This is a genomic window from Armatimonadota bacterium (genome assembly GCA_028871815.1).
Taxonomy (GTDB): Bacteria; Armatimonadota; Chthonomonadetes; order Chthonomonadales; family Chthonomonadaceae; genus REEB205.
Window position 1 is genome coordinate 499,119 of record JAGWMJ010000001.1, and the last position, 14,223, is coordinate 513,341.

Sequence of the window (14,223 nt, forward strand, 5' to 3'; positions counted from 1 at the left end):
TGCTGGCCGACCGTACAGCTGCTCGTCGGCGCACTGCCGTCGATGTGAGCGTGATGATCTACGGCGGTTCCGCTCGCCATGTCTGCAGCGCTTTGCGGCATAAGCTCGCTGCCGCTCCACGCCCGTATCCGCCGTGCTCCACCACGCACGCAAAAGCAGCGCTCCCGGCATCGGGCGGATACGGCGCGAAACCCACAAAGAGCGAGTCCGGCGGTCCGGAGCCGGTCTGTGCCGTGCCGGTTTTGCCCGCGACCGTAAGCCCGATCCCGCCAAAATCGCCTCGTGCTGTACCTCCGGTGACCACGCTCCGCATCAGGCGCACTATCTGGCCGGCTGTGGCTACGCTGAATGCCGTTCGAGCAGGTGTGACCGCAGGCGCCACCCAACTGCCTCCGACTTCAGACGCCGCCAGCATCTTCGGCGCGGGCATCATCCCTCCGTTGGCAGTGGCGGCACACAGCCGAGCCAGCTCCAGCGGCGTCACCACCATGGCGCCCTGCCCGTAGCCAATATCCGCCAGATTGGCCGCAAATTCCGGCTCAGGCGGCACGTGGTGAAACCTTAGCGCAGACTGGAGAAAACTCCGAAAGGAATCCGGCGGAAACCGGGAAGCCTGCGTTGCAAAGTAGATGTTGGACGAGACGCGAAACGCCGTCGAGATGCCGATGGATCCGAATGCCGGGTCGCCCGGATCGTCGTGGATGTTGGATCGGCTGTAGACGGCGCCGCGATAACTCCAGCGGAGCCGGCCGCTCACGCGGTTGCAGAGGATGCGCCGTGCCTCCATCGCCGGCAGTTGCGAGAGCATGTACGCTGCAGTGGCAATCTTGAACGTGGACCCTGGCGGATAGAGGCCGTTCACGGCGCGATCCAGCGTTGCAGCCGCGACTGCGGAAGCTCCGGTTTGGCGGCCGGCTGCCGCGGCGTTTGGATCGAACGCAGGCAGGCTTACGGAGGCGATGACGGCGCCTGTTCTGGCGTTGAGCATGGTGAAGGCGATGCCGGAGGTTCCGGATGCTGCATCGAGTTTAGTGGCCGACTCCCAGATCGCTTTCTGCAAATCGGCATCCAGCGTGAGACGCAGCGCGCTGCCATGCAGCGTGTGGCTGCCCGGCAGAGCGCGATTGCGCCAGATCTGCAGCGCCTGCGCATCGGAGTTCCATCCTCGCAGTGTGCCGTTGTAGCGCTCCTCGAGTCCCGAAGCGGCGCCCGTTGATGCGCAATAGAAGCCAACCGGATGCGCCAGCGCAGCTCCGTATGGGTAGAAACGGCCGGCACGACGCACGGCCGCCGCTGCGCCAGGCAGTCCGGTAGCGGCGGCTTCCGCCACGCTGGATGTTGCGATGACGCGCCCCTGGGAATCGTAGATGCTGCCGCGCGGCGTCATCCGCTCCACCGCCAGGATTCGTGGGTTGCGATGTGGGCGCAGAACGCCGTCGGCATCCGGCGTAACCGCGGCTCGCGCAGCAGCCGAGTCGGCTCCGAACGTGCATAGCTCGCCTAAGCGCAGCAGGCCGATGCCCAGCACAAGCAGACCACCGATTGAAATGGCGAGCAGTTTGACAGGCGCCCCGGAGCTGCCGGCGCCGGCCGACGGCCGGCGCGCCGGTCTCCGCGATATGGAATACAGCACGCCGAGCATGAACCAGGATGCGACCAGTGCGGTGCCGCCATATGCAAAAAATGGAAGCGGCGCACCGGTAAGTGGCGCCGCGCCTGTGACGCCGGCCGACACCAGCAGCGCCTGCAGACCGGCAAGAAGAGCGAAGCCGGCCGCGAGCAGCCGGTCGTACTCCGTAGCCGCTTGCTCCGCAATTCGCAGGCCGCGCCACAAAAGCACTGCAAAGAGCACGATGATGCTGAACGCACCGACCAGGCCGGTCTGTTCACACCAGCTGGCCAGCGCCATGTCGGAGCCTGCCCTCGGCAGAACCGCCGAGAGGCCGAGTCCAAGCCCGCAGCCCTCGACTCCACCGGTGGCTATTGCCCAATACGACTGCGCCAGATGCAGCCCATTCCGGTACCGATTGTGCCACGGATGCAGCCACATGTCGACGCGCATCGAGAACACGCCCACATGGCTCTGGTAGGCCAAAAGTGCGCCGCCCACGGCCAGCGCGAGGCCGAACGCGAGAAATGCAGAGCGCCCCGTGGCCACATAGAAGAGCGCCATACCGGCGCCGAACAGCAGCAGGGCAGGCCCCAGATCGCGGAGTATGAGAAACATACCCAGCGCCACACCAAACATCACGGCGGGCGGAGCGGCATCCTGAAACCTTAAACCCATGCCATGCCGCCCTTCCATGGCAGCCAGGCTGCGGCTGTGGGTGGCCAGATACGCGGCTGCAGAGAGGACCACTAGAATCTTGATCGCCTCCACGGGCTGAACGCCCAGCAGGTCAAGGCGGATTCCGCCGGGGCCGTGCCCGAATAGCAGTAACGCAATCGCCAGCAAGAAAGCAATAAGCACCGAGACGTATCCGGTGCGGCGGAGGGAATCGCGGAACGTGGCGCTCATGCGAGTGGCGCATACGAATGCCGCCAGCGCCGCGACCATTGCAAGCATCTGGTGCAGATATACTTCGCGGTCACGAAACGGATCCTTGACGCAGAAGAGCATCACAGCGCCAAGGCCGGAGAGCAGCAGCGCCAGTGGAAACAGAAACGGGTCGCCGCGGTTCTCTTTGGGCAGCAGCCACGGTCCAACCACAAATACCAGCGCCAGTAGACCAAATGCGGTGAGGAATGGCACGGCAACCTGTGTGGCTGTGCGCACAACGATAAGCCTTGCGGGCGGAACGTCAGCCGGGCTGCTCTTGCGGATGATGAGCAGCGCCGCATCGTCGGCCGGGAAACTGCCACGGTTCTCACGTGCGGCCACCACCGCCGCTGCCGCGGCTGGTGGAATGGAAAGTGCGGTGGAAATCTGAACCGCAGAGGCCGTATTTACATCAATTGCGCCGCGACCGGGACCGGTGGCCAACCCTGCGGCAAGCGCCAGCAAGGCGCCGACGAGCACCACCGCGCACGCAGCGATGGAGAGCAGCGCCTCGGCGCCGATACCGGTCTGTTTGCGAGGTTTCAGCGTGCCATCCATCCGGCTGTCGTGTCGACTGCCGGATAGTACGAAGGCGCGGCCCCGCCGGCTTCACCTTCCGGGCGACACCTTGCAAACAGCTACCAGCGATTTGCGCCGACGGCCACCAGAATGGATACCACCATAAAGACGGTGGCGATGCGGCGCGTAAGGTTGTTCATACGCTCTTCGCGGCCGACTTTGCCCTTGAAAGAGGAAGCAACGGTTGAGCCGATCTGGCCGGTAAGGCCTTCGTTCTTGCTCTCCAGTGTTGCTACGATTACGATAAGGATGAGCCCGCTGCAGAACTGCGTGGCGAGCAGAAGGATGTAGAGATAGTGCATAGAAGGGGTGTTCCGGGCCTTGGGACTCCGGCGTTCAGGCGCTGGGCGCCTGTTTGTCTCGCTCCTGTTTCAGACGCTCTTGCACGCGCCGCTCGATCTCGGCCTCCGTGGCGTTTGCCGGTGGCGGCGGGGCCGGCGCAGCAGCATTGCGTGCCTCGCGGTCTCGCTTCAGTTCGTCGTCTTCTTCGCGCATGCCGTGTTTGAACTCGCGCATGCCTTGACCGAGTCCGCGCATCATCTCAGGGATTTTGGTGCCGCCGAAAAGGAGCAGCACCACGGCCGCGATAATAAACCATTCTGTTGGGTTAGTGAGAAACGCCAGTGGTAACATATTGAGATCTTTCCGCCCGGTGGCGCTGCAGACTACCGTGGCACGGCGCCGGTCGGCGGGTTGTTCGTGACGGGCGCCGGCGGCGTGGCAGGCGCCGTTGTGCGGTGCTCGGCTCCGAAGGGTTCATCGGGATCGGCCAGCGCCGGGCTGGCATAGTCGCCGAGCGGCGCGCCGTGACTGTTTACCGGCGGCGCTATCTGCCCGGGCTGCCACGGCTCATACTCGCTGCCGCTCTCCAGCCCGCGCCACGATTCGGTACGTGGCTGCTCGTCACTGGTCCCGCCATGACCATCGGCATACGGATCGTGCTGCCACGAGGGAGTATCGCGATGGGCGTCCCACGGCTCCTCGCTGGTGAGCGAACTGCTGAACTCGTGTGTAACCTTCTTCAATTCACGCAGCGCTCTGCCGAGCTGCTGGCCGATTTCGGGCAGCTTTTGCGGTCCGAACACAAGCAGCAGCACGATCATTACCACCACAAGCTGGATCGGGCTGTCGAAAAAGGCGAGCATTACTCCACTCTCGTGCCAGAGACGGTTACAGACACTTGACAGATAGTACCCCACCCTGTATACTTTTCGGGCGCGGCCTTCGTTGGCGCCGCCTGCCCAGGTGGTGAAATGGCAAACACGCTAGATTCAGGTTCTAGTGCTCGCAAGGGCTTGGAGGTTCAACTCCTCTCCTGGGCATCCTTGCCGTTTGCCCCATCGTGATCTGCCGGTCCGTGCCGCTTTTCGGACTCTTTGCACTGCTCGCGGCTGTTTCGTCATCCTCGCAGCATCCCGTCGCTGGGCCGGCCGGTTCGGCGCCGGCATTCCGGCTGACGTCCACCACAGGTGCCGAGGTCTCCATTCGAACGCTTGCCGGGCATCCCGCTGTGCTCTGGTTTTTCTGCGGCTGTCCATGGTGCCACGCCGCGGCAGCCTCCTGGCGGCGGCGGATGAGGCTTGCTCCGCCCGGAACGACGACAGCCGTCGTATTTGCCGGCGATGCGCCGGCGGCCCGCCGCTTTGCCAGCGATACGGGCTTGCCGGCGTTGATACTGCCGGACCCATCCCTCCGCGTTGCCTCCAGCTACCACGCACTGCTCTGCCCGCGCGTGTTTGTACTCAGCGCGGGTGGCAGAATACTCTATACGAACAACGGCGCGGATGATGCGCCGCGCACGGCCGCTCCGGCCCTCATTGCGGGAAGAGCGCTGGCTTTACTGAGCGCGGCAAAGCAATCCGGCGACGGCGCGACGGGGTTAGCGGTGCATGGTGAAGCCGGAACGGTGACGCAGCCGGGCGGCGTGGTGCGCACCGTACTCGGCGCCGTGGACGCTCTGGCCATGCCGGTGGTCTCCCGTTCGTTCACGATCACCAATCGAACGGCGCGGCCCGAACTGCTAAGGCTAGCGCCGTCCTGCTCGTGTATCACCGCGCGGTTTTCGAGCGCCGTGCCAGACGGCCCAATGACGCTTCTGCCCGGTGCGTCGGCGAAGATCCTTGTGCATCTGGATGCACTGGCGCTGACCGGCGGTCCGTTCTGGAAGGCAGTTCTTGTAGAGTCCGGTGCAGGATCGGCGCCCTACGCCACGCTGGTGCTGAGCGGCGCCACACGTCCAGCAGCCTCATTTGTCCCGTTGTTGGTGGCGATGAACGGAGCCGCGGGCAGTTCAGAGGTCGGTGTGACCCAGGTCACTCTCGGAGCACGTCTACGTGCAGCAGTACTCCGTGGCGTGTGCTCCAACCCATGGGTCAAGGTAGAGCCGCCTCCCGGCGGGCACGCCGGCGCCTGGCGGTTGACGATGCCGGCATCGGCGCCCGGCGGCATGGTGGTTGGTGCGTTCTGGTTGGAAGAGGCGTTGGCCGGCGGGCATTGGCGCCGTGTGACCGCGGAGGCGGTGCTTGCCGGCAACCGTGCCGGACCGATCGCGGCGCTGCCGGCGTATGTGCGACTGCGCCCCTGGAGTGCTTCGCAGACGTACAGGCTGCGATTGCTCGGTCCTGCCGCTCGGCTGGCGCGATTGAGCTTGCGGCGCAGCCCGGCTGCGATTTCCGCGTCGCTTTCCAGGGATGGCTCCGCGCTGACCGTGAAGATGCTGCAGCGTCGCAGTGCTCCATGGCAGGGCGAGGTTCTGCTTGCCGGTGGTGGCAGCAGCGTTCAGGTGCCGGTGCTGCCTCCATCCGGCTGACGGGCAACGCCTCACGGTTTGCGCGAATTGCAAACGGAGGAATCGCAGCGCCAGGGCGCGGACCCGCTCACCGTCACGACGGTCGAGCCTCGATTCCGCTCAGGAACGTGTGAGAGCCCACGAAACATCGGGTCACCGCACTCGCCGCCGTGACCGCTGCAGCTACTATCCGTATCCAGCTCCGGCCAAACTGTCAGGCGCCGGCAATCTGCTCGATCAACATCATCAGTTCCGGCGGCAGTACCCAATCCTTCGCCTGCCGCATGGATATGGCGGACCGCTAGCCTGCCAGCGTGGCCGCAGGAGCGCCCGCTTCGGGCTGATGCCTGCGGCCGGCATCACCGGTGAAACCGTGCCGCCGCTGTATTCCCCGGCGCCGGTGCCACCGGAGGAACATCGACATGCGGCGGCGAAAAGCAGCGCTGTACCGCGTGCCGGCCCTCCCATGGGGCGAGGGCTCAGTCTGAATCACACCCAGGAAGGTGTCAAATACCATGAGACTTCGAATCGTTACCCTCGTCGCAGCGATTGCGGTTGCAGCGATCGGCAGTCAGCTTCGGACGGCGGCGCAGCAGCCGCTCTACTCCGTCATCAACATCAACCCGGCCGGCAGCACACATGCTTACGCCACCGGTGTCAACGATGATTACCAGGTGGTTGGGAACGACAGCTTCAATAAGGGCTTCCTGTGGATGCCGGGCGTGCCGTCGTACCACTACGACTCCAGTACACGTACGAGCGCATTTGCCATCAACAACCTGGGGCAGATCGCCGGAACCGGCTGGAACAGCACCGTGAGCGCCGCGGTGGATCCCTTCATCTGGAACCCAGCCACTTATCTGGGAACCGTGTACAACCCCGTGGACTTAATCGCCGCGGCGTCCGGCTCCGGCTACCCAAGCCAGCTCCTGGCGATAAATGACGACGCCCTAGCTGCTGGTACGCTTCAGTCAGCCAGCACGACGCCGCTCGGATTCGATGGCTTCGACATCAATACCGCGATTGGATCCTATTTCTACTACAGCACTAACGTGGCGTTCACGGGCACATCCAACGTGCTTGAGGATGTCTGCGGCGTGTGGGAGGCATCAAGCCCATACTCTGCCCTGTTCGCACGGTATGGCCAAGCCGGGCATAACCTGCCCGGCGAAACCCTTGGAGCGGTAACGTACGCAAACCCCTCCGGCGCCAACGGGATAGATGACTCGGACGCGGTGGTTGGGTACGAAAACAACAGCGTCAGCGGTGAAAGTGAGGCCTTTGCGTGGGATGGCATCACGCTCGCGGTTTACGGCCCGCTTGGCTTCCTGCCGCATACCGTAACCAGCACGGCACGAGCCATCAACACGGCAAGTGGGTTTGTAGTCGGCCAGTCCGGCTTGCACGCGTTTCTCTGGTCGGGTGACATCACCAATCCATCGAACGGATCGATGACCGACCTGAACTCACTGGTGGAGAACAACAGCGGATGGCGGCTCGTGAGCGCAACGGCGCTGAACGACTACGGCGCTATTGTGGGCTACGGCTACTACCAGCAGAAGGAGGCCGCGTTCCTGGCGATACCGGTGATCATCAACTCGCTGACGACCGATTCGCCCAGTGTGGTCGGCGGCAACACGATCGCCGGGACCGTCACTCTGGACGCGCCGGCGCCATTTGATATGAGCGTCACCGTAACCACATACAACGCCAAGGTGAACTTTGGCACCGGCATCTACTCAACGGCTGTGCTGATCTACGCCGGGCAGACCAGCGGCCGGTTTGTGGCACACTCCACCAGTGTAACGGTGGATACTCCGGTGACCCTGAAGGCCACATTCGGCGGCTGGCGGCGCTATGCCAACATTGACCTGATTCCGTAGCGCAGCGGAACCCCATGGATGCGGGTGGCGTACCGTGGTCGGTGTTCGCCCATGGCACGCCATCCCGCTACCCGGTCGCTGTTCGATCAGCCATCGCGGCAATCCGCGATGTGGTATTCTGACGAGACAATTCGTCAGGATTTTGTGGCTGTGAAGGGGAAGAGTAGGTAGTTGCGCGCCGCAGAGAGGGAGGGAATGGTGAAATCCTCCCGGCAGGCGGGCTGCCGAACGTCGCCCCGGAGCCGCCGGCCGAGCGCGCTGCGTCAGGTCGTGCCGCGTTGCGCCCGTTAGAGCGCTTTTGAGCCCTGAAGGCGCCGATGCCGCCCTGAGGGGGAATGAAGGTGGTACCGCGCGAACGCATCCGTCGCGCCCTTCTTGCTGAAGGAGCGTTTCGGGTGCGTTTTTTGCGTCTGGCCGGCGACGCGGGAGAGCGTGGAAACCATGGAGCAAAACGAGTTTACGGAAGGCATGGCGAAGGCCTGGGCGCCGCAAACGGAGGAGCCACTCCTCTACGAAGCGTGGCGCACTTCCGGCCTGTTCGCTCCCGCCGAAGGCGACGGGCCAACCTACTGCATCACCACGCCGCCGCCGAACATCACGGGCAGCCTCCACATGGGCCACGCCATCAACCACTCCATTCAGGATGCATTGATCCGGTGGAAGCGCATGCGGGGCTTCCGCGCACTCGGCCTGCCCGGCGCCGATCATGCCGGCATCGCCACACAAGCAGTAGTGGAGCGCGCACTCGAAGCCGAGGGCACTTCGCGTGTGGAGCTGGGCCGCGAGAAGTTCATCGAGCGGTGCCGGCAATGGCGAGAACAGTATGGCGCCCGCATCTACCATCAGATGGAACGGATGGGCTGCTCCTACGACTGGAGCCGCGCCCGGTACACCATGGATGAGAGCTACGTGGATGCCATCCTGACTGAGTTCGAGAGCTGGTACCGGCGCGGCTGGATCTACCGCGGCGCGCGGGTGGTGAACTGGGACGTACAGTACCGCTCAGCAGTTTCCGACATCGAGGTCTTTACCGAGCCCCGCGAGGGCAGCCTCTACCATTTCCGGTACCCCTTTGCTGATGGCAGCGGATCGGTGACCATCGCCACCACGCGTCCCGAGACGATGCTGGGCGACACCGCCGTAGCCGCCAATCCCGATGACCCGCGCTATCGGCCGCTCTTCGGGCGCCTCATTCGGCTGCCTCTGACCGATCGCGATATCCCACTGATTGCCGATGCCTATGCGCGGCCCGAATTTGGGTCCGGCGCCGTGAAGGTAACGCCGGCGCACGACCTCGACGACTTTGAGTGCGGCCTGAGGCACGATCTGGCGCAGATCACGGTGATCGGCCCCGACGGTCGTATGACCGATGCGGCCGGGCAGGAGTTCGCCGGCCTCGACAGGTTCGAGGCGCGCAGCCGGGTCGTGGAGCAGATGCGGCAACTGGGACTGCTGGAGAAAACCGAACCGTACACCATCCAGACGCCGATATCCGACCGCTCCGGCGTTGTCGTGGAGCCTCTGCTCTCGGAACAGTGGTTCGTGGATATGAAGGAGCTCGCAGGGCCGGCCATAGAGGCAGTCCGGCAAGCGAAGGTACGGTTCGTTCCCGAACGGTACGCGGCTATCTGCCTTCAGTGGTTGGAGAATATCCGGCCGTGGTGTATCAGCCGGCAGCTTTGGTGGGGCCACCGGATTCCGGTCTGGTGGACGCTGGAAGGCGGCCGACGGCACACGTTTGCGCGGAGCCGCGCGGCGGCCGAGGAGGCGTTGGGAACGCAGGATGTGTGGCAGGACGAAGATGTGCTGGATACCTGGTTCTCAAGCGGCATCTGGCCTCAGGCGACGCTTGGCTGGCCGAGCGATACGGCCGACCTGCGGGCCTTCTATCCCACCGACCTGCTCTCCACCGCCCAGGAGATTCTCTACCTGTGGGTGGCCCGCATGATGATGAGTGGCTTGAACCTTGTGCACCGCCCTGAGGGCGCCGTGAAGGAGGAGGAGAGCCTGCCTGCGCCCGACGGCACGCGCGGGGTGATTCCGTTCCGGCGCGTTTATGTGCATGCAACCGTGCTGGATGCGCGCGGCCAGCGGATGAGCAAGAGCAAAGGTAACGGTATCGATCCACTGGACCTTGTGGATCGGTTTGGCGCCGATGCTGTGCGTCTCGGGCTTCTCCATCAGGCCGGCATGAATCAGGATATCCGCTTTGGCGAGGCCAATGTGGAGAGCGCGCGCAACTTCTGCACCAAGCTATGGAATGCCGCGCGCTTCATTTTGGTCCGGCCCGATTCAGGTCCCGCTGCCGCGCCGAGTCGGGAGCCGGCGCAGATCGAGGACCGGTGGATACGCTCGCGGCTGGCCGGCTGCCTGCAGGCGGTTGATGAAAACCTGGAGAGCTGCAACCTGGACGATGCCGTCCGAGCGTTCTGGAAGTTCCTGTGGAACGACTACTGCGACTGGTATCTGGAGATTATAAAGCCCCGGATGAGGGAGGTCGGCGCCGAGGCCGAAACGGCCCGCGCAGAGGCGCTGTCGGTGCTGCGAGCAAGCCTATGCATGATGCATCCCTTCATCCCGTTCGTAACCGAAGCGATATGGCAGCACCTCCGCGAAGCCGCGCCACAAGCCGCTGAGATGCCCGCGCTGCTGGCGCAGGCATCGTGGCCGGCTGCCGGCGAGTTTCAGATTGACCCTGAGGCGGAGCTGGTCATGGAGTCGGCGCTTGACACCATACGAGCCATTCGAAATATGCGGTCGGAGCTCGGCATTGCGCCCGGCGCGCGTCTCAGGGCGGCCATCGTGCCGTTGGGAGCGGCTGAGGGCGTACGGCTTGAGGTGTGCGCCCGGTTCATCAGGCCACTGGCGCGCCTTGAGGACTTCGTCGTAAGCGCCACCTCGCCGCAGTCTGGTGGTGACGGTTGGTCCTCCATACCGGTGAAGGCTGGTGAGGTATTTGTAGAGACCGCCGGCGGAGTCGATCTGGCAAAAGAGCAGGCGCGCATCGGGCGCGAGCTCGAGGAGGCCGAGCGCGAGATAGCGCGCTGCGAGGGCATGCTTGCCAACGCCAACTTTGTTGAGCGCGCAAAGCCCGAGGTGGTGCAGACCGAGCGCGACCGGCTGGCGGCGTGGATGCTGAAGCGCGAAAAGCTGGAACTGCAGCGGACCGGGCATTCCACGTGAAGTGGCGCCGGTTGAGAGGCGGTAGCGGCTCCGTTCGCATGAGCGCTTCCGCGAGCGCCGGTCTAGAGGCGCCGGGAAGGATCCTGCCATCGACGGTACTTATCCGGTAACACGCGCTGTCATTCCGGCAGCCGGCCTCGGAACCCGTATGCGCCCGCTTACCTTGACCACGCCCAAGGAGCTGCTTCCGCTGGGGCGCCGGCTTGTGCTTCAGGTGGTGCTTGCCGAACTAGCGACTGCCGGCGTGCGGCGCGTGCTGATCATCGTGTCGCCGCAGAAGCCGCAGATTCAGGCGGCGCTTGGCAGTAGCTGGCGGGAGGAGGGCGGTGAGTGCGTAGAGCTGGAGTACGCGGTGCAGCCGGAGCCGCGCGGATCAGGCGACGCGGTGCTCCGGGCCGAGGAGTGGGCGGCGGGCGAGCCGGTGGTGGTGGCGTTTGGCGACTGCGTCATCGCTGCCGGAAGTGCGGAGCCGCCGCTTCTCCGGATGCAGCGCTGCTATTCCGCGAACGGCGCCGGCGCGGTGGTGCTGGTGGAAGTCGTGCCGGCCGAGCACGTGAGCCGCTACGGCATCGTACGTCCCATGGACGTGGTGTCGGCTGCCGACCCGTTTCTGCTGAGCGGCCTGGTCGAGAAGCCGATGCCGTTGGAAGCCCCCTCAAACTTTGCGGTGTCCGCCCGCTTCATTGTGGGCCCGGGGATCTATACGGCGCTCCGCGCCCAGACGCCCGACTTTCGTGGCGAGACGAACCTTACGGAAGCTATCGCTACGACGGCGCACGAAGGACCGCCGGTGTGGGCCGTCCCGCTGCGGAGTGGTGAGGAACGTCTGGATACCGGCGCGTTCGATGGTTACCTAGCCGCGTTTGTGCGCCACGCGATGCAGGATGAGGCTGCCGGCGGTCGCGCGCGCGAAGAGGCTGCCCGGCTTCTTGCGCCTGGCGGCTGACATCGCGGCTGCGCGCGCCTCGGCGTGCTGCGGAGGTCTCGGCTCCTGCCGCGAGTGCCGGGTACTATAAGGCTCCGGCCGGCGAGGTGGAGGATGGTTTGAAAGTTCCTTTTGCGGACTTGCATGCGCAGTATCTGGAGCTGAAGGAGGAGATCGACACCGCGATTGTTTCGGTGATCGAGAGCGCCGTCTTCAGTGGCGGACCGGTGGTAGCGCAGCTGGAAGAGCGGATCGCCGCCGATTGCGGCGCTCAATACGGAGTGGCTGTCGCCTCCGGTACCGATGCACTGATGCTCTCGCTCAAGGCCTGCGGCATCCAGCCCGGCGATGAGGTGATCACCACGCCGTTCAGCTTTGGCGCCACATCGGAGGCAATCGCCTTGCTCGGCGCCACTCCCGTGTTTGTGGATATCGATGGCTGCAGCTTCAACCTGAATCCCGAAGGTATCGAGTCAGCCATAACCTCCCGCACGCGCGCGCTGCTGCCTGTGGACCTCTACGGTCAGATGGCCGATAGGAGCGCTTTCGCGGCGATCTCTGAGCGGCACGGCCTGCGGTGGGTGAACGATTCGGCGCAGGCCGTTGGCGCGCTGCAGCATGGTGCTCCGATTGCGGCTCTGGGTCACGCCACCGTACTCTCTTTCTACTGCAGCAAGAACCTTGGCGCGTATGGCGATGGCGGAATGGTGTTGACCAGTGACCCGGAGCTAGCCGCCCTGCTGGTAAGCCTTCGCGGCCATGGAACCGAGCACCACAAGTACCATTACGAGCGGATCGGCTACTGCAGCCGTCTGGATGCGCTGCAGGCTGCGGTGCTGCTCGCGAAGTTGCCGCGTTTGCAGACGTGGAACGACCTTCGGCGGAGAAATGCCGAGCTCTACGCCCGGCTGCTCTCAGAGTTCGCGGCGGAGTTCGGGATCGTTCTGCCGCGCGAAGAGCCCGGCAATCACCATGTCTTCCACCAGTACACCATCCAGCACCCCCAACGCGAGGCGCTGCGCGAGTATTTGAAGCAGCGCGGCGTTGCGACGGAGATCTACTATCCGTGGCCACTGCACCAGATGCCGGCATACGCCGGTTTCAACCGTGCCGGAGCAGAGTTTCCCGCTGCCGAGCGCGCCGCCCGTCAGGTTCTGTCACTGCCCGTCCATCCTGAGCTCACCGAGGATCAGATCGCGTACGTGGCACGGTGTATTCGCGAGTTCCATTCGAGAGGCGCGCTGTAGGTGCGCGCGATGATTCTGGCTGCGGGAGTAGGCGCGCGCCTCCACCCGCTCACTAGCCAGCTGCCGAAGCCCATGGTTCCTGTAGCCAACCGGCCCGTGATGGCGTATCTGCTCGAGCTGCTGGCGGCGCACGGATTCAAAGAGTTATGGGTGAACCTGCACTATCTCGGCGATAAGATCGAGCAGCATTTCGGCGATGGATCGGCGTTTGGCGTCTCGATCCACTGGCAGCCGGAGGAGCGCCTCTATGGGGACGCCGGCAGTTTGAAGCGCGCCGCCGGCTTCTTTCAGGAGGGTCCTGTACTGGTCATCGGCGGTGACGACCTCACCGACCTCGACCTGACCGCGTTCCTGGCGCACCACCGGGATAACCGGGCTGACGCCACGATCGCGCTTTCACCGGTGGAAGAGACTTCGCAATACGGCGTGGCGGTGCTGGACGAACGCGGCGTGGTGGTGGGCTTTCAGGAGAAGGTCCCACTCTCCGAGGCGAAGTCGAAGCTGGCGAATACCGGCATCTACCTCTTCAACCGCGAGTTGTTGGACCTGATCCCGGCTGAGGGGGCGCCGCTGCTCGGCCGGTTTCTGCTTCCCGAGATTCTGCGCCTCGGCAAGAAGCTCTGCGGCTATCCAACCAGCGCATACTGGCGGGATGTCGGTGACCTGGAAGTCTACCGGCAGTCGCAGAGCGATCTTTTGCGCGGGCGGATGCAGTGCCGGCTTCCGGTTGCGGAGAGCTCGGCCGGCGTGTGCATTGCGTCAACGGCGCAGGTTGCGGCCGGCGCCCGGATCAAGGCTCCCGTCCTCATTGGCGAAGAGTGTGTCGTTGCGGAGGGCGCATGTATCGGCCCGGATACCGTGCTGGGAGATGGATGCCGGATTGACGCCGGCGCCCGTGTTGCTTCGACCGTGTTGTGGTCGGGCGTGCGGGTTGCCGAAGGGGTTCAGCTGGAGTCGTGCGCGGTCGGTTCAGGCGCTACTGTGGCTCAGTCGCACGAGGGTCAGATTCTCGCCGGCGGCTGATCTGCCGTTTTGACGAAGGGCACGGGGGGTTGACGTCGCGGGGCAGCCTGTGCTAG

The 14,223-nt window shown here is 64.5% G+C and carries 10 protein-coding genes and 1 tRNA gene; 7 read left to right on the top strand and 4 right to left on the bottom strand.

Features of this window, described 5'->3' with window-relative positions; translation table 11 throughout:
- Positions 1-58: 58 nt before the first annotated feature.
- The 4 genes from KGJ62_02060 to KGJ62_02075 form a co-directional block, all read right to left on the bottom strand.
- On the bottom strand, positions 59-3,097 hold the full coding sequence (locus tag KGJ62_02060) for an FtsW/RodA/SpoVE family cell cycle protein (protein MDE2125354.1): 3,039 nt from the start codon (positions 3,095-3,097) through the stop codon (positions 59-61).
- Positions 3,098-3,177: 80 nt separating this feature from the next.
- Entirely contained in the window at positions 3,178-3,420 is a 243-nt protein-coding gene (gene secG, locus KGJ62_02065) for a preprotein translocase subunit SecG (GenBank protein ID MDE2125355.1), read from the bottom strand.
- 34 nt (positions 3,421-3,454) lie between these two features.
- Positions 3,455-3,751 carry a twin-arginine translocase TatA/TatE family subunit gene (locus KGJ62_02070; GenBank protein ID MDE2125356.1) on the bottom strand — a complete coding sequence of 99 codons (297 nt, stop codon included), beginning with the start codon at positions 3,749-3,751 and terminating at the stop codon, positions 3,455-3,457.
- 32 nt (positions 3,752-3,783) lie between these two features.
- A complete protein-coding gene (locus tag KGJ62_02075) occupies positions 3,784-4,263 on the bottom strand; it encodes a twin-arginine translocase TatA/TatE family subunit (protein MDE2125357.1) in 480 nt (159 codons plus the stop codon).
- A gap of 94 nt (positions 4,264-4,357) precedes the next feature.
- On the opposite strand from KGJ62_02075, the gene KGJ62_02080 reads away from it, so the two are divergent.
- The 7 genes from KGJ62_02080 (at position 4,358) to KGJ62_02110 (ending at position 14,167) form a co-directional block, all read left to right on the top strand.
- Positions 4,358-4,440: transfer RNA gene (locus KGJ62_02080), tRNA-Leu, on the top strand.
- A 35-nt stretch (positions 4,441-4,475) separates the two neighbouring features.
- Positions 4,476-5,927, top strand: a complete 1,452-nt coding sequence (locus KGJ62_02085) for a redoxin family protein (GenBank protein MDE2125358.1) — start codon at positions 4,476-4,478, stop codon at positions 5,925-5,927.
- Positions 5,928-6,421: 494 nt separating this feature from the next.
- Positions 6,422-7,789 (top strand): hypothetical protein, encoded by a 1,368-nt coding sequence (locus KGJ62_02090; protein ID MDE2125359.1) that lies wholly within the window; start codon positions 6,422-6,424, stop codon positions 7,787-7,789.
- A gap of 441 nt (positions 7,790-8,230) precedes the next feature.
- Positions 8,231-10,972, top strand: a complete 2,742-nt coding sequence (locus tag KGJ62_02095; protein MDE2125360.1) for a valine--tRNA ligase — start codon at positions 8,231-8,233, stop codon at positions 10,970-10,972.
- Positions 10,973-11,120: 148 nt separating this feature from the next.
- On the top strand, positions 11,121-11,918 hold the full coding sequence (locus tag KGJ62_02100; protein MDE2125361.1) for an NTP transferase domain-containing protein: 798 nt from the start codon (positions 11,121-11,123) through the stop codon (positions 11,916-11,918).
- A gap of 98 nt (positions 11,919-12,016) precedes the next feature.
- Positions 12,017-13,144, top strand: coding sequence for a DegT/DnrJ/EryC1/StrS family aminotransferase (locus KGJ62_02105; GenBank protein ID MDE2125362.1), 1,128 nt, complete (start codon positions 12,017-12,019; stop codon positions 13,142-13,144).
- Positions 13,145-13,153: 9 nt separating this feature from the next.
- Complete coding sequence (locus KGJ62_02110) at positions 13,154-14,167, top strand: NDP-sugar synthase (protein MDE2125363.1); 1,014 nt, start codon at positions 13,154-13,156, stop codon at positions 14,165-14,167.
- Positions 14,168-14,223 lie beyond the last annotated feature (56 nt).